The organism is Pantoea sp. GCM10028869, assembly GCF_042666835.1.
Lineage (GTDB): Bacteria > Pseudomonadota > Gammaproteobacteria > Enterobacterales > Enterobacteriaceae > Pantoea > Pantoea leporis.
The window spans coordinates 445,873-464,597 of record NZ_JBHTGO010000003.1 but is presented as its reverse complement, the minus strand read 5'-3'; the positions used below and the strand labels follow the sequence as shown (position 1 = coordinate 464,597).

Here is an 18,725-nt window from a genome sequence, read left to right as displayed (position 1 = left end):
AGTTGCCGAGAATTCACGTAGCGCTGCCGGTTTTGTCGCCTGAAATTACTTATCTTTGCCCATGGTCCAGGGATTTGGCGCGGAATCATCTGCCTTATCCGCAGCAAAATCATCCAGTGAATCCAGATACAGTGCTTCAACCTCAGCGCGTGCCCAGGGTGTGCGGCGTAAAAACTTCAGGCTCGATTTAACGCTTGGATCGCTTTTGAAGCAGTTGATATTAATGAGCTTACCCAGTTCGGCCCAGCCATAATGGGCGACCAGCGCATTAATTTGCATCTCAAGCGTGACGCCGTGCAAGGGATCTTTGGAGCGATGATCGTTCATAGGAAATCCTTAAAATGTTGACGGCAAAGGTTACAAGAAAGCCACGTAAGCGGCAATGGTGCGATCTTCATTGCCGGTAAATGCTGTACACTTGTTGCCAGAAAATCACTATTGGACGGTACGCTATGAACGACAAGAAAATGATTTCCATCGATCAGTTCAATCTCAGTGAACGCGTTGCAGTAGAAGAAGCGTTTAAGGGATTGATGGAGAAGTATCGCCAGCGCACTGGCAAAGAGCCGGATGCAAAGAAAGAGAAAGAGTTCACTGCGGAAGCCCGGCAGCAGATTATGACGACGAAACTGGCCAAAGAGAAAGCGCTGGCTGAAAAGGCAAAGAAAACGCCAACCCGCAGGAAGAAACCTGAATCGTTGAAAGAGAGTGAAGTCAGTGATTTCAACTGGAAGGCGTCGGTGATTAAAGGGCGCAGATAACGGCAACGTGCGTTCAACAGTCCGTCGCCGGGATGATCGCGGGTTACGGATTGTTGGTGACGGAGGTGAAAGAAGGCAGATGATGAGCGGATGATGGTTGAAGTGCGCAATGAGATGATTCATTTAACATAATATACATTATGCGCTCTTTGGTTTGTAACGGCTAAATTCGGATATTCGCCTCAACATCATCATTACGGATAAAATTCATGAGCCATTTCACCTGCGGATGCCTTTGCGGAAACGTTCGATTCGAAGCAACCTCAGGACGTTTTGAAAACTAAATAAAAGAGGAACTAATCAGTGGTTCCTCTCCAATCTTAAATACGTTTACGGACGTGCCGCCGTGCCATCTGGCAGACGCGCGTTAGTCCAGTCCGGAATACCACCTGACACCGGATATTTCGCCGCCTCTTTCAGATCGATATCCACGCCCAACCCCGGACGATCGCTGAGGTAGGCATAACCGCGATCAATCTCCGGACAACCTGGGAACACTTCCTGCAGCGCCTCATTCACCGGCGTGTACTCCTGAATGCCAAGATTGGTGATGCTCAGATCAATATGCAGGTTTGCTGCCACGCCAATCGGTGAGATATCGCCCGGACCGTGCCACGCTGTACGCACGCCAAACAGTTCCGCAAAAGTCGCCAGCTTCTTCGCCGGTGTAATGCCGCCAATGGTACTGACATGGCAGCGAATATAATCGATCAGCTGGTTTTGAATTAATGGCTTCCACTCGTTGATTTGCGTAAACAGCTCGCCCATGGCAATTGGCGTGCTGCTTTGGCTACGTAATTTACTCAGCCAGTCGATATTTTCTGGCGCAACCGGATCCTCGAGGAAAAATAGCTGATACGGTTCGAGTGATTTCGCCAACTGAATCGAAGCGATTGGCGTGATGCGCTCGTGCACATCGTGAATAAACTCAACGCCAAAACCGAGCTTGTTGCGCAGATGATCAAACAGGCGCGGTACGGCACGCGCATAAGCATCCGGATCGAAATAGATGCCGTGAGTAGGATTACGCGGTGACACCTTCGGCTGGATATTGCGCGCCTTGGCCAGCTTGCCGGCGATCAAACGCAAATCATCGGTACCCGCGCCGCCATACATGCCCATCTGACAGCGCACATATTGATAGCCCTCCTCCATGCGCGCGCGGATGTTGTCTTCAACTTGTATCTCATCGGCACCGTCGCAGTGGCGATAAAGCGGCACGCCATCACGACATTTGCCGCCAAGCAGTTCATACACCGGCAGGTCGGCAACTTTACCCTTCAGGTCCCACAGCGCCATATCCACACCGGAGAGCGCATTATTCATCACCGGACCGTTACGCCAGTAACCGCTGACCGCCGCCGATTGCCAGATGTCTTCGATACGCGCCGGGTCTTTGCCGATCAAAAACGGCTTCATGTAGTTTTCAATCGCGGCGGCGACCGCGTAGATACGCTGAGTAAAGGTGGCGCAGCCCAAACCGTATAAACCGGGTTCGCTGGTTTCGATTTTTACCACCACCAAATCGATGCCGCCTGGCGCGGTAAGGATGGTTTTTACATCGGTAATTTTCAGGTTACTCATCATGATCCTCACAGTATCTGGATAACATGCTGTATGATGTCCTACATGTTATGTGTATTAAAAAGCCCTGTGCAGGGCTTTTGGTTATTCAGTTATGGCGTACATCCTCGATGGCGTGCACGTTATGTGTCATCGCGCTATTAAGCGTCTCGGCTGCCAGCGAGGCATCGCGGTTTTTCAACGCCATAAAGACTTTAATGTGGGCTTCAACGCTTTCCAGCGTAATGCCCAATACGCGGTTCAACTCTTCGAGGTAATGCACATAAATCCCCTTGAGGGATTCCATGACGTGGATGAACACTTTGTTGTGCGAGGCTTTCACAATAGCCAGATGGAAATCGTAGTCCGCCAGCGAGTACTTCTTGTAGTCATCTTTACTCACCAGCATGCGATTTAGGGCGCTTTCCAGCACTTTGACATCCTCATCTGTGGCGTTCTGCACTGCCAGCTCCATACATTTGAACTCGACGGTCTGACGGAAAACCCGCATATCATCAAACTCTTCCTGCGAAAGGTGCAGAATGGGCTGGTTATCGCTGAACGATCCGTAGCGCGCCACTTCGCGGGTAACATAGGTACCCTTCCCTTGATGCGTCACCACCACGCCAAGGTCTCGCAGCTTCTGCACGGCACTCCGCACGCTGACGCGGCTCACCTGAAAGGTTGCGGTCAATTCCGCTTCTGACGGCAACTTACAGCCCGGCTCCCACAGACCATCCTGAATGTTCTGCTTCATCTGCTCGTAGATGACATCAACCACGTTATGTTTTTGGATACTTTCCAGCGCCACGGCTTTACTCACTTGTCCTACATGTCTACCGCTTTTTAACGCGTCACTGCTTGCAACACAAGCAGCAATTTTTCGCGCAGCAAAAGCGATACTGGAAAACCCCGAAATTTAACTATTACTTTCATTAGGTTAATCTTCAAAAGTAGATAATTACCTTCTGACGATGACATTAAAAAATTGTGAGATATCTTACAAATCTCTCGCCTGCCAATTGCTGCCTTTCTGCGCATAACGTAAAAGTAACTCATCCAACTTGTTAGTCATGTTACATGAAGGACGTTTTGTTATGCAGACCTTATTTAACCTCTCCGGGAAAACCGCCCTGATTACCGGCTCAACGCGCGGTTTGGGATTTGCTTATGCACAAGGCCTGGCGCAAGCCGGCGCAAAAGTGCTGCTGAATGGCACGCGTCAGGAGCACATGGATAAGGCGCTGGAGCAATTACAGCAACAGGGATTGGATGCCCGAGGCTTTCTATTCAATGTGGCAGATGAAGCCGCGATTGAAGCGGTATTCCAGCAGCTTGATGAAGAGAATATTCACGTCGACATCGTGATCAACAACGCAGGTATTCAGTTCCGCAAACCGATGCTGGAACTGGCATTGAGCGACTGGCAGCGGGTGCTGGATGTCAATCTCACCAGCGCGTTCCTCGTCTCACGTGCTGCAGCCAAACGCATGGTGGAACGCCAGCGCGGTGGGAAAATTATCAATATCGGATCGCTGACCAGCGAAGCCGCGCGCCCTACCGTCGCGCCCTACACTGCGGCAAAAGGCGGCATCAAGCTGTTAACCAAATCGATGGCGGCTGAATGGGCGCCGTTCAATATCCAGACCAACGGCATTGGGCCGGGCTATATCCTCACCGATATGAACGAAGCGCTGATCGAAAACGAAGAGTTCAATAAATGGGTCTGCAGCAGTAATCCTTCTGGTCGCTGGGGAAAACCCGACGAACTGGTTGGTACCGCCATCTATCTGGCGTCCTCTGCTTCCGATTACGTCAATGGCCAGATGATTTACGTGGATGGCGGCTGGCTCGCCACCTTATAACGGACCGATTTAAACGACCTAAGCTGGGCATCAAGACTCAGCTGTATCCTACTCAAGCGACCTGAGGTCATAGCATGAACCAGAATATTGCAGGGATTTTACCGGCTAGTCGGTGGGGAAAACTCATCCCGATTGCCTTTATTACCTATAGCCTCGCCTACCTCGATCGTGCCAACTACGGTTTTGGTGCCGCCGCAGGTCTGGCTGAAGATCTCAATATCACGCCCGCCATTTCGGCATTACTCGGCGCACTGTTTTTCCTCGGTTATTTCTGTTTCCAGGTGCCGGGCGGCATTTACGCGGAAAAGCACTCGGCGAAGAAGCTGATTTTCTGGAGCCTGATCCTGTGGGGCGCATTGGCCACCGCCACCGGCATGGTGCACAGTGTGGCGCTGCTGGCGGTGATCCGCTTTCTGCTCGGCGTAGCGGAAAGTGTGGTGATGCCAGCGATGCTGATCTTCCTCAGCCACTGGTTCACGCGCGCGGAGCGTTCCAAAGCCAACACCTTTCTGTTCCTCGGCAATCCGATTACCGTGTTGTGGATGTCGATTCTCTCCGGCTATCTGGTGAACGCCTTTGGCTGGCGCGGCATGTTCATTATCGAAGGCGTGCCGGCCATCTTGTGGGCGTTTATCTGGTGGAAAATTTATGCCGACCGACCGCGTGATGCCAAATGGCTGAGCGAGGCCGAAAAGCGCGCGGTGGAAAACGCGCTGGCGGCAGAGCAGCAGTCGATCAAACCGGTTAAGAATTACCGTGAAGCTTTCTGCTCGCCTAAAGTGCTGGCGCTGGCGTTTATCCACTTCTTCTGGAATATCGGCATGTACGGTTTCATCATGTGGCTGCCTTCCATGCTGAAGAGCGCGTCCGGCATGGGTATTGTCGCGACCGGCTGGCTCTCAGCCGCGCCCTATCTGCTCGCCGTGCCGCTGATGCTGACCGCATCCTGGTTCTCCGATAAATACCAGCAGCGTAAAAACATCGTGCTGCTTTTCCTTGGGCTGGGCGCGGTGTGCTTCATTGCTTCCTTTACGCTCGGTGCGACGCACTTCTGGTTCTCATGGGTGCTGCTGGTGATCGCGGGCGGTGCGATGTACACGCCGTACGGACCCTTCTTCGCTGCGATCCCTGAGATGCTGCCACGCAACGTTGTAGCGGGCGCGATGTCCTTCGTGGTCTGCTTCGGTGCGTTGGGATCCTTCGTCGGCGCATGGATTGTGGGCTATCTCAATGGCCTGACCGGCAGCCCAGCGGCCTCTTATGTATTTATGGGCGGATCGCTGGTTGTGGCGGTATTACTCACCGCACTGACCACCTTTAGTAGCCTGAGCATGCCAACGGCACAAACCCGCTCTGCACACTCATAGAGAATGAAGTCATGACCATGAAACCCACGCGCACGCGTTTAAGCGTTTTATTCATGCTGTTTATTGTCACCGCTATCAACTATATGGATCGCGCTAACCTGGCGGTAGCCGGTTCTCATATTCAGGGCGAGTTTTTCTTATCCGCCACGCAGTTAGGTTTACTGTTTTCGATGTTTACCTGGTTTTATGCTCTGAGCCAGATTCCGGTCGGCTATCTGCTTGACCGTATTGGTTCGCGCTGGCTGTACGGCAGCGCGATTGTGCTGTGGAGCCTGTTTACCCTGCTAATGGGATTGGCGTCGCATCACTTTTTCACCACCGCCACCGCGTCATTTATGATGCTGTTGGTGTGCCGCGCGCTAATTGGCGTAGCAGAAGCGCCCTCTTTTCCCTCCAACACCAAAATCATCGCCACCTGGTTTCCCGACCATGAACGTGCGCGTGCAACGGCAACCTATTCCAGCGCGCAATACATTGGTCTGGCGCTGCTGACGCCGGTGCTGTCGTTTATCGTCTCTCAATGGGGTTGGGAGATGTCATTTTATCTCTCTGGCCTGGTGGGCATTGTGTTCGGCATTTACTGGCTGATTGTCTATCGCGACCCGCAGCACAGCAGCAAAGTGAATGATGCGGAACTCGATATCATCCGCAAAGGCGGCGGCCACAGTTCAGTGAATCAGCAAACCGGAAACGGCAAGGTTAACTGGCTGTCGGTAAAATACATTCTGCGCCAGCGCACCACCTGGGGTTTGTTTATCGCGCAGTTCGCGGCCTCATCGACGCTCTACTTTTTCCTGACCTGGTTTATTGTCTATCTGGAAAAAGGGCTGCATCTGTCGATCGATAAAGCGGGGATTGGCGCAATGTTCCCTTATCTGATGGCGATGGCTGGCGTGCTGTGCGGCGGAACGCTGAGTGATTTCCTGCTCAAGCGTGGCCGCAGCCGCACCTTTGCACGCAAGCTGCCGGTAATGCTGGGGATGTTGCTCACCTGTTCGATTGCGCTAGTGAATTTCTTCCAGGACAGCCCGATAATTGCCATCGCTATTCTCTCTATCGCCTTCTTCGCCAACGCCTTCTCTAATCTCGGCTGGGTGGTGTGCAGCGATGTGATTCCGCGCCACTTAATCGGCACCATCGGCGGCTTTCTGAATATTTTTGGCAATCTCTCCGGTATTGTCAGTCCGATCATCATCGGCGTTATTTTGCAGCGCACCCACAACTTCCAATACGCGATGTGGTACATCGCTGCCGTCGCACTGATGGGCTTTTTGGCCTACCTGCTGCTGGTTGGCAAAATTGAAGTGATGACGCCGCCCGGCGAACAACCGGCTGAAAATAAAAAGAAATTTGAAACCCCTTCAAACGCATAGAGAGAAGCATAATGCAGCAGAAAACAGTGAACGCGGTGATCGTCAATGCCGCACATGATGTGCGCTGTGAGTCGCGGGAAATTGAGTGGAACGCGCAGCAAGTGTTAGTCAAAGTTGAGCGTGGCGGGATTTGTGGCTCGGATATTCACTATTTCCAGCATGGCCGCGCGGGCATGTCGGTACTGAAAGCGCCGATGATTTTAGGCCATGAATTTGTTGGCATCATCGAGCAAGTGCCAGAAAACAGCGACCTGAAGGTTGGCCAGCGCGTGGCGATCAATCCTTCCCAACCGTGCCAGCTGTGCGCGCTGTGTCAGGAAGGAAAACAGAATCTTTGTCGCTCAATGCGCTTTATGGGCAGCGCGCAGTTTTTCCCGCATGTTAACGGCGGATTTGCCCAATATGTGGCGGTTAATCCCGTGCAGTGCGTACCGTACAGCGATGGCGCGGATGCCAAAGTGATGGCCTTTGCCGAACCGCTGGCGGTGTGTATTCATGCGGTACGCCAGGCTGGCGATCTGACCGGCAAGCGCGTGCTGGTCACCGGCGCCGGACCGATCGGTTGTCTGGTCATCGCGGCGGCACTGGCTTCGGGTGCCACCGAAGTGGTGGCTACCGACATCAGCGAACGTTGTCGTCAGTTGGCGATCAATATGGGTGCCAGCGCGGCGCTGGATCCGCGTGACGAACAGCAAATTGAGCGCTGGACAGAAAATGGCGGCAGTTTTGATGTCTGTTTTGAAGCTTCCGGCGCAGGCGCGGCGGTGGCTTCGCTGGTCGCCTTTACCCGTCCGGGCGGCATTATCGTGCAGCTTGGCATGGGCGCGGCAGAGGTAAACTATCCCATCGGGCCGTTGCTGGTCAAAGAGATACAGTTACGCGGATCTTTCCGCTTCACCAGCGAATTCACTACCGCAGTACGCTGGCTTGAGCAAGGCAAAATCAATCCGCTGCCGCTGCTTTCAGCCGAAATGCCCATGCAGGATGCCGCACTCGCGCTGGAGCTGGCAGCGGATAAAGAGCGTGCGGCTAAAGTCCAGCTGGTTTTCTGAAGGATAACCGGAGAGAAAGCCTCTCCGGTTATTTCCTGAAACGGACTAAATCCTTCAGGGTGGCGTGCTCGAATTCGGGTAATGCAGCAAAAATGCCATCACCTTGCATGTCATAAATTTGCTGAAAATAAAATTTTGCGCCATCAACTGCGCCCAGAGCATAGAGCGCACGCGCAAGCGTCATTCGGGAAAGTATTTGGTTTTGTTGCGCTTCCCAATCGAGGGCTTCTTTCGCCGCTTCAATTGCTTCTTGATAGCGCTGACACTGGATTAATATTGCGCCATAGCCGCTCATAATCCAGAAATAGATATCGTCATCTCGCAGATGCGCTTTGGCTAATTCAGCGGCTGCACCCCATGAACAGGCTGCAGCCTGATGCTCACCCAGCGAACCAAGTGAAATACCTCGATTCGCTAAATCGAAGGCTTTCTCATGCCAGTTTTTACGGTGGAACTCCATGTCATCACCTCTTTTTGCGGTAGGAACAGTATTGATATCCTATGCAGCATAAATGAGAGTGAAATAAAGTTCATAGTTACGCGAGAATATTGCCTTACCTGCTAACTTCGTGCCCGATTAAACCACCAATCGCCGCGCCACCCAATGTACCGAAGGTGCTACCACCGGTAAGTACCGCACCGCCTACCGCACCAATACCAGCACCAATCGCGGTATTTCTGCCACGATGCGACATGCCACACGCGGTAACAGAAAACATGACCAGTACGACAATAGCAATATTACAGCTGCGTTTTAAAAGCATACAAAGCCTCACTGCCATGAATAGATGGCATGCAAAAGTGTTTATTTGATTGTTGTTAAAATACCCAATCTGTTGTGACTGGCACTGCTCGTCGGCGTGAATTTAAGGTGTTTTATGATGAGACGGAAGGTAAAAATTCTTATTTGCGGCTGGCACTAGCGAGGCGGCGAAAAAGTCGCCGCCTTGCACACACTCCATCATTTCAGGAAGCCGCCCGCTTTACCCGTGCCACCGTTCTCACCATCGCCAATGTGGCAACAATCAGCAGTATGCCGCCGACCATCGACATGGCTTTAAAACCTAGATGTTTAAACATCATCAGGCCGACAATCCCGCCGATCAGGAAGGAAAATATCGTGGTCAGATGCGTCCACAGCTGACGTTTCTGACCCGACAGCTGTTTCGACGGATCGCGGCGGAACAGCGCGGCTAATACCGATGCCAGCGAAATTCCTGCATCGGTCAGCGTGCCGGTAATATGGGTTGAACGTACGCGGCCATTGGATAACTGCGTAGAGGTTGAATTATGCACGCCCATCAGGAAGCCCAGAATGACAATAACTTCCCGGTTGTTGGCCGACGAATAAAAGAACATTTCAAACAGCGATAACGCTATTAAGGCCAGCCCTTCAACCCACAATATTTGGCAGAATATAATGCGATTGCCATTGGCTAATCCGCTGATCACCACCATTCTCGCCGTGACCGCACCACAAACAAAGGCAAACAGGATGGTGGCTAAAAAGGTGATATCACGGAAATTAACGTTCGATACTTCACTGGATAATTGAGAGGTATTACCTGACATATGCGAGGGGAAAAAGCCAAACGCCCCCAAGGCGATTGCATTGAGCACACCGGCGGCCGTGGCGAGCCACATTGCCAGATTCCTGTCCTCATCATGCGTTCGTGTGCGTTTAAGTTTAATCAGCATCAGATACCTCATTATTCTGAACCAGGGCCGAATAATAACCATAGAGCACTACGCGGCGTACATAACCAGGAAATCCCCGAATAAGACGCTGAGCAGATTAAAGAAAGTAAAAAAAATCAACGAGGCGGGATATATTTAAATTAATGTAAAGATTGGCACGTCATATAAAGGTCGCCATTTAGGATGCCCGCCTTTTCAGGAATTAACCGAATGATTTATTTTCATCGGGGCGACCACCACATTCACGCCTAAATCCTGCATACGCCGCAAAATAGGCACTGGCGTGCCCTGATTAACAATTACCACATCGAATTCACTCAGATGCGCAAAACGGTGCAGCGCCCGGCGTTCAAACTTGGTGTTATCCATCATCAGAATGCGCTTCTGCGCGGCATCAAACATCGCGCGTTTGGTCTCCACCGTTTCTGCGGATTGGTGGAACACTGCATCATCGATAATCGCTGACATGCTGACGAAAAACACGTCGGCGCGCAGGCTGGCAATTTCATCCCGCGTCATGCGGCCCATAAAAGCATTGCACCAGTGATAGAACTGCCCGCCGAGGCCCATCAAAGTGATATCGCGGCCATTGCGCAGCTCGTTCATGAGGGTCAGGGAATTGGTGATTACCGTCAGCGGCGCGCGCGCCGAGAGCAGCCGCGCCATCTGCTGCACGGTGGTGGAATCATCGAGGAAAATCGCCTGTCCCGGTTCGAGGTAGGTCGCGGCGACATCGGCAATCGCCTGTTTCTCTTCCAGCTGACGCGTGGCGCGATAGATATCGCTGGATTCAACCAGGCTGGTTGGCGTCGCAGACACCACGCCGCGCGATTTATGCAGCAGGCCGCGCTCAACCATTTCGTCGATATCACGATGGGCGGTCATCAAACTGATGCCGAAGCGATCGGTGATGTCTTCGATGCGGATCGCCCCTTCTGCCATCACCGCTTCGGCGATTAACTGGCGACGGGCCAGTTGACGCGCCTGGCGGCTATCGCTGGGTAAGGTTTCGGCCATAAATACGCCAAGTGAAGAGTCCTGCGGGTTATGCGCCATATTTCATCCGGGAAAGTGAAGCGAGAAGCGTTTTCGGCACTCATTACAGCGTTTAATACGGATTTTGGCAAATTGCGACTAACGTTACACTGCGTGATAAATCGCGCCGCTACGAATACGTGCGTTTCAAAGGTGGTTGTTATAAAAAACGCACATAGCGTAGTGGCGCAATTTATTGCGCAACTTTTACTGCTTCAGAACAAACGGTGAAGCAAAGTTACCGGCGTTCTCTTTAGTGATCAGGATGCAGTCAAACAGCTGCTTCTCGGAGGCCGCACCGGTCTTACCGGTTTTCAGGAAGCTATCCGCCTGCTCTACCGCTTTCTGCGCGAACTGCGCCACCGGCTGCATCACAGTGTAGGCCAGCGTACCGGCTTTCACAGCGTCAACCGCATCCGGTGAACCGTCAAAACCGCCGACTTTGATCTGATTCAGCTTGCCAGCTTCTTTCAACGCAGCGATCGCGCCCAGCGCCATTTCGTCGTTGCCGCTGATCACGCCTTTGATGTTGGGATTGGCTTGCAGCAGTGACTGCATTTTGTTGAAGCCTTGTGTGCGATCCCAGTTAGCCACTTCCTGACCGACTTTCTTCAGCGTGGGATATTGCGACAGCACCGTATCAAAACCGTTGGCGCGGGTAGCGGCGTTATTATCTGACGGCGGGCCGACCAGCTCGACATAGTTCGCACTATCGCCCACCTGCTTCACCCACTCCATTGCGCCAACCGCCGCGCCCTGCGCGTTGTTAGAAACCAACTGCGCTTTGGCGAGCCCGCTCTGGTTCAGTTCGGCATTGATGATAAATACCGGAATATTGGCGGCGATGGCCTTTTTCACCGAGCCGACCGAACCATCGGCGTTCGCCGGATCGAGAATAATCGCCTTCGATTTATTGGTGATCGCCGTATCAATCAGCTGACTTTCAGTATTGGTATCGCCTTTGTGCGCACTGACTTTGGCGCTGTAGCCCAGCTTTTCCGCCGCTTTCTGCGCTACCTGGCCTTCCGTTAGCCAGTAAGGGTTGGAAGGATCGTTAACGATGATGGTCATTAACCCGTTATCTGCCCAGGTGGGTGCAGCAAAAGTGGTGATGGCCATAGCCGCAGCCGCGATGAAGAGACGTTTAGTGAACATAGTTGGTGCTCCGTTATTATTTGGGGTACAGGTTTTACGGATATCCGCGCGCTGCTGAAACAGCGCGCGTGAGTTAGCGAGCGCGTCGTCCGTATTGCAAGGTGTTGAGCAATACCGCCAGCACGATCACGGCACCAGTGAACACCGTCTGCCAGTAAGCAGAGACGCCGATAATCACCAGGCCATCAGAGAGAAAACCAATCACGAACGCGCCAAGCAGCGTGCCGCGCACGTTGCCGCGTCCACCGGTCAGGGCCGCACCACCAATCACCACTGCCGCAATCGCAGTCAGTTCATAAGTGGTACCAGCAGTTGGGCCGGCCGAGGTGAGCTGTGAGGAGAGCACCAGCCCGGCGAGTGCCGCGCAGACGCCAGACAACACATAGACGCTGATTTTGATGCGCTTCACCGGCACACCCGACAGATCGGCCGCACGTTCGTTACCACCCGACGCGTACAGCCAGCGACCAAACGCTGAGCGGCTAAGCAGGAAACCACACGCCAGCGCCACCACGCCCAGCACCAGCACGCCAACCGGGATATTGAAGAGGCGATTAAAACCGAGCCAGTCGAAGCCGGTATTCCCCAGCGCTTCGCTGCCTGAGAGTTTGTTGTAGGTCAGACCATTAGTGATCAGCAGCGCAATGCCGCGCGCCACATACATCGTGCCGAGCGTGGCGACGAAGGCCGGAACGCGGAACCAGGCGATCAGCACGCCGTTGACTAATCCCACCAGCGCGCCCACCACCAGCGTCAAAATCGCCACCGCCCACACCGGCAGATAGAGCACCACGCCGAGCGCTTCGAGGTTGATGCCCTGCATCATAAATCCGGCCATCACTCCAGCGAGACCCAGCGTGGAGCCCACCGATAAATCAATGCCACCGTTGATGATCACCAGCAGCATGCCGATCGCCGGCAAACCGAAGATCGCCACGTGCGACGCCATGGTGAGAAAGTTAGCGCCGGTAAAGTAGTTGGGCGACAACATGGAGAAGGTAGCGATAATCACCAGCAGCGCGATAAACGCGCGCCCTTCCAGCAGCAGACGCGCCACATTCAGCTGCTTGTCGCTTTTTTTCTTGTTTACCACCGGCGGCGTGTCCAGCGTTTGGGTTCTGTCAGTCATACCTTTTGCTCCACTTTTCATGTCATGCCACCAGAGACTCGCCTGAAGCGGCCATAATGCGTTCTTTACTGACGCTGGCGTCGAAGATGGCGGAGATGCGCCCTTTGCTCATCACCACAATGCGATGGGCAATACTCAGGCATTCGCCCACTTCCGAGGTGGTATACACCACCGCCAGCCCCTTTTTGGCGTTCTCCGCCAGCAGGCGAAACACTTCCGCTTTGGCGCCGATGTCGATGCCGCGGCTCGGCTCATCCAGCAGTATCACTTTGGGACGGGTGGCGAGCATTTTGCCGATCACCACTTTTTGTTGATTGCCGCCGGAGAGCGATCCAATCGCCGCATCGCCGCCAGCGGTTTTCACCGTCACGTTACGAATGCTGTCGTTGACCAGCTGTTTTTCCCGGCTTCTGGAGAGCACCAGTCCGCGTACAAAGTCGCCGATGCTGGCCAGTGACAGGTTTTCACCCACCGACATGGTTTGTACCAGGCCATCGCGCTGCCGATCTTCCGGCACCAGCGCCAGCCCAATTTGAATGCGTTGTGAGATGGTTAGCGCGGAGATATCGGTGTCCTGCAGCAGAATGTGACCGCTGCTTTGCTGCAGACGTCCGGCGATGCACTCCAGCAGCTCGGTGCGCCCCGCGCCCATCAGCCCGTAAATGCAGACAATCTCCCCGGCTTGCACCGCCAGCGATAAGTTGTCCACCAGCCGAATGCCGGTTTTACTTTTCAGCGTCAGATCTTTCACCGTCAGCGCCGGCAGCCCGAAGTCGTAGCCCTGCGGCGGCGATCCCAGATCAAAGTGATCGCCCACCATGTTGCGCACGATCCATTCGAGATCGATCTCATCGCGTTTGGCATAGGCGGTCATCACGCCATCGCGTAGCACCACCGCCCGATCGGTAATCTCCAGCGCCTCCTCCAGATGATGCGAGATATAGACAATCGCCACGCCCTGGCTGGTTAAATCACGGATCACCTGAAACAGCACCGCCACTTCCGCCGCGCTCAGTGCCGAGGTCGGTTCATCCATGATCAGAATCTGCGAATTCACCGACAGCGCGCGGGCAATCTCCACAATCTGCTGCTGTCCCAGACGCAGGTTTTCCACCGGCGTCAGCGGATCGATCTCCTCCTCCAGCGCCGCCATCAGGTGCGCCGTCACGCGCGCCTCTTCGGCATAATCGACGCCGCCCGGCTTCATGATTTCGCGGCCCATAAAGATGTTGTCGCGCACGTTCATATTCGGCGCGAGATTCAGCTCCTGATGGATAATCGAGATGCCACAGTCACGCGCTTCGGTGGCGGATCGAAAGGTCTTCTCCTCGCCGTGTAGCAAGATTTCCCCGGTTGTTGGCGTAATCACACCAGACAAAATTTTCATCAGCGTCGATTTACCCGCGCCGTTTTCACCAAACAGCGTGGTCACTTCGCCACGCCGAATTTCGAAATTGACGCCCTTCAGCGCGTGCGTGGAGCCGTACACTTTGCTGACGTTGCGCGCTTGCAGGATCACTTCGCCTTTCAGCAAGGCGGGATTGAGGTTGAACGGTTTCATTTCACCTCCAAGCTGACCGGCGTCACCATCCAGTTTTTCGCGTTGAGTAAGCGGAACACGCCAACCACCTGCACGGTTTTGCCCGGCAACGCATCACGATCCAGCTTGTCGAGCACCGCGCTTTTCATCGCACGATTGATGGCGGAACCGGCATTTTGATATTCGATTTGGTTCGTGAAATCACCGAACTGGATCTTGCCATTAGCGTCACGCAGATCGGTACCAGTGATCGCTGGACCGGTTTGCAGCCGCACCTGCATATCACCTGCTAATCCATCGATTTTCAGCGGGAAGATGCCCATCTGCCCGGCTTGCACCACGCCGGAGAACTTGACGGCAAAGACCGGCAGCGGTGCGCCAACGCCATATTTCTGCACCGCTTCCTGCTGATTAGTTTGCAGCGCATCGGCTAACGTTTTGGCGTCTACTGCGCGTGATGCCACATCCTGCTGGATAGTCGGGAAGGTTTTCTGGCCGTAACTCTCGGGCGAGAAGCCTTGCTCCTGCGCATCATCGGCGGAGCCAATTTTTACCACCTTGGTGTCGAGCGCCATCGCCGCGATCAGCGCAATCACCATCACGCCAAGGGTGGCATAACGCTGGACGCGCTTGCGGGAAATTTGCTGGGCCTGGATTGAGACATCGGACATAACGTGACCTCTCACTGACATCAGCTGCGATAATCGCGCCGATAATGTTATAAATGTGATAACTTGTGTGATGAGAATTGTGCTGATGTGACTAAATTGTCAACAGGTGACGCGCAATTTTTTCAGGAGAGCGATCTGGATCGCTTAATTGATGTCGGCCCCATCACAAAGCGCAATAAACCCCGCTCTATCAGCCTGTTCACCGTGTTATCTCATTTCAATCTGTAAGGTTTTGACGCCTGATTCGTGATCACAATCGCTATTTCAGGTGAAATTTATTGGTTTTATCGAAAAATAATACAGTTGATATGTTATCTCAGTGAGAAGTGGTGTAAGACATTATTTAGCAAATTCATCACAGCCCGTTAACACCTTTCGGTTTTGGCGGCGATGAATTGAACTCTTCTTCTTTCGGAGGTGTATGTGGACAGTGGCGATATCATTCTGGGTCTGGATTCCGGCACCTCAGTGGTTAAAGCGGTGGCGTTTGATCTGGAAGGCACGCAACTGGCATGCGCATCGGTGCGTAACCGTTATTACCGCAGCGAAGGCGGCGCAGCGCAGCAGTCAATGAGCCAAACCTGGCAGGATGCGGTCACAGCGATACGCAAACTGGGTGAACGCGTCGACAACCTGGCCGCGCGGGTGGTTGCGGTGGCCGTCACCGCACAAGGCGACGGCAGCTGGCTGGTGGGTGCCAACAATCAGCCGGTCGGCGATGCCTGGATCTGGCTGGATGCGCGTGCGGCACCAACGGTTGAAAAACTCAATCAGCACCCGTTAGCCGCCGAGCGCTTTCGCGCTACCGGCACCGGACTCAACACCTGTCAGCAGGGATCGCAGTTGGCGCACATGGATCACTTCTATCCCGAGCTGTTAGCTAACAGCGAAGTGGCGCTGCACTGCAAAGATTGGCTCTACCTCAATCTCACTGGCATCCGCGCCACCGACCCCTCTGAGGCCAGCTTTACCTTTGGCAACTTCCGCCACCAGCGCTATGACGATCAGGTGATTGCCACGCTAGGCCTGGAACAGCATCGTCATCTGCTGCCGGAGGTCATTGAAGGCACAGAAACCACGCATCCGTTAACCGCGGAAGCCGCGCAGGCCACCGGTTTACGGGCTGGCACGCCGATCTGCCTCGGCTATGTCGATATGGCGATGACCGCGCTCGGCGCGGGCGTGCATACCGGCGAAGCCAATACCGCCTGCTCGATTGTTGGCTCGACCGGCGTACATCTGCGCAGCGTCACCATTGATGAGGTGTGGCTGAATCCGGCACAAACCGGCTACGTGATCCCACTGCCGTGGCCGGGTTATGTCACGCAGGTGCAAACCAATATGGCATCAACGCTCAATCTTGACTGGCTACTGAATCTCGCCAGCGATCTGCTTAACAGCTTTGGCTGTGAAATCGATCATGCCCGTTTGGTGGGCCATATCGATCGCTGGCTCAACGCGGCGAAGCCCGGCAGCCTGCTCTATCACCCGTATATCTCGATTGCCGGTGAGCGCGGGCCGTTTGTTAATGCCGAGGCGCGCGCCAGCTTTACCGGCCTGAGTTACACCCACAATTTTGGCGATCTGGTGCGGGCGGTCATTGAAGGCATCGGTTTTGCAGCGCGCGATTGCTATCAGGCGATGGGCAGTTTGCCGGGAGAAATCCGTTTAACCGGCGGCGCGGTGCGTTCGCAGCCGTTACGCCAGATTTTATCTGCCTGCATTGGTGCGCCGGTGCGCATCAGCCAGCGCGACGAAGCCGGAGCGGCCGGTGCCGCGATGATGGCGGCGGTGGCGATTGGCGCGTATCCGTCGATGGAGAGCTGCGTCAAAACCTGGGTAATGCCGCTGCTGGATGCGCCCGAAGCGCCCGCGAGCGAACTGATGCAGCGCTACAACCAGCTGTTCCCCACCTATCAGCAGCTGCGTAACGATCTTCCTGCCGCCTGGCACGCGCTAAAACAGTTTTAAGGAGTAAATCATGAGTGAACACATGCTGGATCTGTTTGTGATTGGCGGCGGTATCAACGGTGCCGGTATCGCGCGTGACGCTGCCGGTCGCGGATTGTCGGTAATGATGTGTGAGAAAGATGACCTCGCGCAGGGCACGTCATCGCGCTCCGGCAAACTGGTGCACGGCGGGCTGCGTTATCTGGAGTATTACGAGTTTCGACTGGTGCGTGAGGCGCTGATCGAGCGCGAAGTGCTGCTCAACGCCGCGCCGCATATCATCTGGCCGATGCGGTTTGTCTTGCCGCACAGCCCAACCGATCGCCCGGCGTGGCTGGTGCGACTTGGCCTGTTTTTATATGACCACCTTGGCGGCCGTCAGAAACTGCCGGGCACGCGTTCGCTGGATTTACGCCGCGATCCTGAAGGTGCGCCGCTGCTGGACAGTTACAGTAAAGGATTCGAGTACTCCGATTGCTGGGTGGATGATGCGCGGCTGGTGACGCTGAATGCGCTGGATGCCGCCGAGCGCGGCGCCACCATTCTGCCGCGTACCCGCTGCGTAGCGGCGACACGTCATAACGGCAAGTGGGAAATCACCCTGCAGGATGCCAGCGGTACCTCACGCACCGTGTTTGCCAAAGTGTTGGTCAACGCCGCCGGGCCGTGGGTGCTGGATATCGTTAATCAGGTCACGCACACCACAAGCAGTCGCAACGTGCGGCTGGTCAAAGGCTCGCACATCATCGTGCCGAAATTCTGGGAAGGTCAGCAGGCGTATCTGGTGCAGAACACCGACAAGCGGGTGATCTTTATCAACCCGTATGAAGGCGATAAAGCGCTGATCGGCACCACCGATATTCCGTGGCAAGGCAAAGCGGAAGCGGTTACCGCCGACGACAGCGAGCAGCAATACCTGATCGACGTGGTGAATCGCTACTTCAAGGTGAAACTGCGCGCCAGTGATGTGATCACGCGCTTCTCCGGCGTGCGTCCGCTGTTTGATGACGGCAAAGGCAATCCATCGGCGGTGACGCGTGATTACGTGTTTGATCTCGACGATCAACAAAACGCCCCGCTGCTGCATGTGTTTGGCGGCAAGATCACCACCTTCCGCAAGCTGGCTGAACACGCGATACAGAAACTGGCGCCGTTCTTCCCCAACATGGGCGCGGACTGGACGCGGGGCGCCACCTTACCGGGCGGCGATATGCCACATGCCGATTTCGACAGTTTCTTAGAGCAGGTCAAAGCGCGCTGGCCGTGGCTACCGCAGGCGCTGCGCAAACACTATGCGCGGCTGTATGGCACACGCATCGATAAGCTGATCGGTCATGCCAATGCGCTGGGCGATCTTGGCCGCCACTTTGGTGGGCAGCTGTACGAAGCCGAGGTGCGTTATCTGGTGGAAAACGAGTGGGCGCAGCAGGCCGAGGATGTGTTGTGGCGCCGCACCAAGCATAAGTTGCACCTCGATGACGCGCAGCAACAGGCTTTCACCCAGTGGTTCAACGCCACCTTTGCTGCTCCCGCGCCGCTGCGTGCGCATGCCGGATAAGAGGTGAA

At 54.5% G+C, this 18,725-nt stretch carries 18 protein-coding genes; 7 read left to right on the top strand and 11 right to left on the bottom strand.

Annotated features, from left to right (window positions below; genetic code table 11):
* Positions 1-45 precede the first annotated feature (45 nt).
* Positions 46-327 (bottom strand): VF530 family DNA-binding protein, encoded by a 282-nt coding sequence (locus tag ACFQW4_RS10000; protein ID WP_137385789.1) that lies wholly within the window; start codon positions 325-327, stop codon positions 46-48.
* Positions 328-452: 125 nt separating this feature from the next.
* Here ACFQW4_RS10000 and ACFQW4_RS09995 point away from each other — a divergent pair, with 125 nt between their 5' ends.
* Positions 453-761: a hypothetical protein gene (locus ACFQW4_RS09995; protein WP_110866151.1), complete on the top strand. Its 309-nt coding sequence runs from the start codon at positions 453-455 to the stop codon at positions 759-761.
* A 330-nt stretch (positions 762-1,091) separates the two neighbouring features.
* Here ACFQW4_RS09995 and ACFQW4_RS09990 read toward each other — a convergent pair whose 3' ends face one another.
* Positions 1,092-2,345: an enolase C-terminal domain-like protein gene (locus ACFQW4_RS09990; RefSeq protein ID WP_377725090.1), complete on the bottom strand. Its 1,254-nt coding sequence runs from the start codon at positions 2,343-2,345 to the stop codon at positions 1,092-1,094.
* A gap of 88 nt (positions 2,346-2,433) precedes the next feature.
* Positions 2,434-3,135, bottom strand: coding sequence for a FadR/GntR family transcriptional regulator (locus ACFQW4_RS09985; RefSeq protein WP_110866446.1), 702 nt, complete (start codon positions 3,133-3,135; stop codon positions 2,434-2,436).
* Positions 3,136-3,421: 286 nt separating this feature from the next.
* Between ACFQW4_RS09985 and ACFQW4_RS09980 the strand changes: the two genes are divergently transcribed.
* The 4 genes from ACFQW4_RS09980 (at position 3,422) to idnD (ending at position 7,981) form a co-directional block, all read left to right on the top strand.
* Positions 3,422-4,189, top strand: a complete 768-nt coding sequence (locus ACFQW4_RS09980) for an SDR family oxidoreductase (RefSeq protein WP_377725088.1) — start codon at positions 3,422-3,424, stop codon at positions 4,187-4,189.
* Between the two features lie 74 nt (positions 4,190-4,263).
* Complete coding sequence (locus ACFQW4_RS09975) at positions 4,264-5,556, top strand: MFS transporter (protein WP_377725086.1); 1,293 nt, start codon at positions 4,264-4,266, stop codon at positions 5,554-5,556.
* A gap of 17 nt (positions 5,557-5,573) precedes the next feature.
* On the top strand, positions 5,574-6,929 hold the full coding sequence (locus ACFQW4_RS09970) for an MFS transporter (protein WP_377725366.1): 1,356 nt from the start codon (positions 5,574-5,576) through the stop codon (positions 6,927-6,929).
* 11 nt (positions 6,930-6,940) lie between these two features.
* Positions 6,941-7,981, top strand: coding sequence for an L-idonate 5-dehydrogenase (gene idnD, locus ACFQW4_RS09965; RefSeq protein WP_255610235.1), 1,041 nt, complete (start codon positions 6,941-6,943; stop codon positions 7,979-7,981).
* A gap of 28 nt (positions 7,982-8,009) precedes the next feature.
* On the opposite strand, the gene ACFQW4_RS09960 is transcribed toward idnD, so the two are convergent.
* The 8 genes from ACFQW4_RS09960 to ACFQW4_RS09925 form a co-directional block, all read right to left on the bottom strand.
* Complete coding sequence (locus tag ACFQW4_RS09960) at positions 8,010-8,441, bottom strand: hypothetical protein (RefSeq protein WP_110866155.1); 432 nt, start codon at positions 8,439-8,441, stop codon at positions 8,010-8,012.
* A gap of 94 nt (positions 8,442-8,535) precedes the next feature.
* A complete protein-coding gene (locus ACFQW4_RS09955) occupies positions 8,536-8,745 on the bottom strand; it encodes a glycine zipper 2TM domain-containing protein (RefSeq protein ID WP_377725083.1) in 210 nt (69 codons plus the stop codon).
* A 202-nt stretch (positions 8,746-8,947) separates the two neighbouring features.
* The gene (locus ACFQW4_RS09950) at positions 8,948-9,679 is read right to left on the bottom strand and encodes a YoaK family protein (RefSeq protein WP_192411833.1); all 732 of its coding nucleotides are present in this window, start codon (positions 9,677-9,679) and stop codon (positions 8,948-8,950) included.
* A 195-nt stretch (positions 9,680-9,874) separates the two neighbouring features.
* Complete coding sequence (locus ACFQW4_RS09945) at positions 9,875-10,735, bottom strand: DeoR/GlpR family DNA-binding transcription regulator (RefSeq protein WP_101764389.1); 861 nt, start codon at positions 10,733-10,735, stop codon at positions 9,875-9,877.
* Positions 10,736-10,921: 186 nt separating this feature from the next.
* The gene (locus tag ACFQW4_RS09940; protein ID WP_101764388.1) at positions 10,922-11,869 is read right to left on the bottom strand and encodes a D-ribose ABC transporter substrate-binding protein; all 948 of its coding nucleotides are present in this window, start codon (positions 11,867-11,869) and stop codon (positions 10,922-10,924) included.
* 73 nt (positions 11,870-11,942) lie between these two features.
* Complete coding sequence (locus tag ACFQW4_RS09935; RefSeq protein WP_377725080.1) at positions 11,943-12,998, bottom strand: ABC transporter permease; 1,056 nt, start codon at positions 12,996-12,998, stop codon at positions 11,943-11,945.
* Between the two features lie 22 nt (positions 12,999-13,020).
* A complete protein-coding gene (locus ACFQW4_RS09930; RefSeq protein ID WP_217546622.1) occupies positions 13,021-14,559 on the bottom strand; it encodes a sugar ABC transporter ATP-binding protein in 1,539 nt (512 codons plus the stop codon).
* On the bottom strand, positions 14,556-15,209 hold the full coding sequence (locus ACFQW4_RS09925; RefSeq protein ID WP_377725078.1) for a DUF2291 domain-containing protein: 654 nt from the start codon (positions 15,207-15,209) through the stop codon (positions 14,556-14,558). The genes ACFQW4_RS09930 and ACFQW4_RS09925 overlap by 4 nt, the downstream gene beginning before the upstream one ends.
* Positions 15,210-15,632: 423 nt before the next feature.
* On the opposite strand from ACFQW4_RS09925, the gene ACFQW4_RS09920 reads away from it, so the two are divergent.
* Both ACFQW4_RS09920 and ACFQW4_RS09915 read left to right on the top strand, forming a co-directional pair.
* Positions 15,633-17,180 carry an FGGY-family carbohydrate kinase gene (locus ACFQW4_RS09920; RefSeq protein ID WP_377725076.1) on the top strand — a complete coding sequence of 516 codons (1,548 nt, stop codon included), beginning with the start codon at positions 15,633-15,635 and terminating at the stop codon, positions 17,178-17,180.
* A 10-nt stretch (positions 17,181-17,190) separates the two neighbouring features.
* A complete protein-coding gene (locus ACFQW4_RS09915; RefSeq protein WP_192233867.1) occupies positions 17,191-18,717 on the top strand; it encodes a glycerol-3-phosphate dehydrogenase in 1,527 nt (508 codons plus the stop codon).
* The last annotated feature ends 8 nt before the right edge of the window (positions 18,718-18,725 follow it).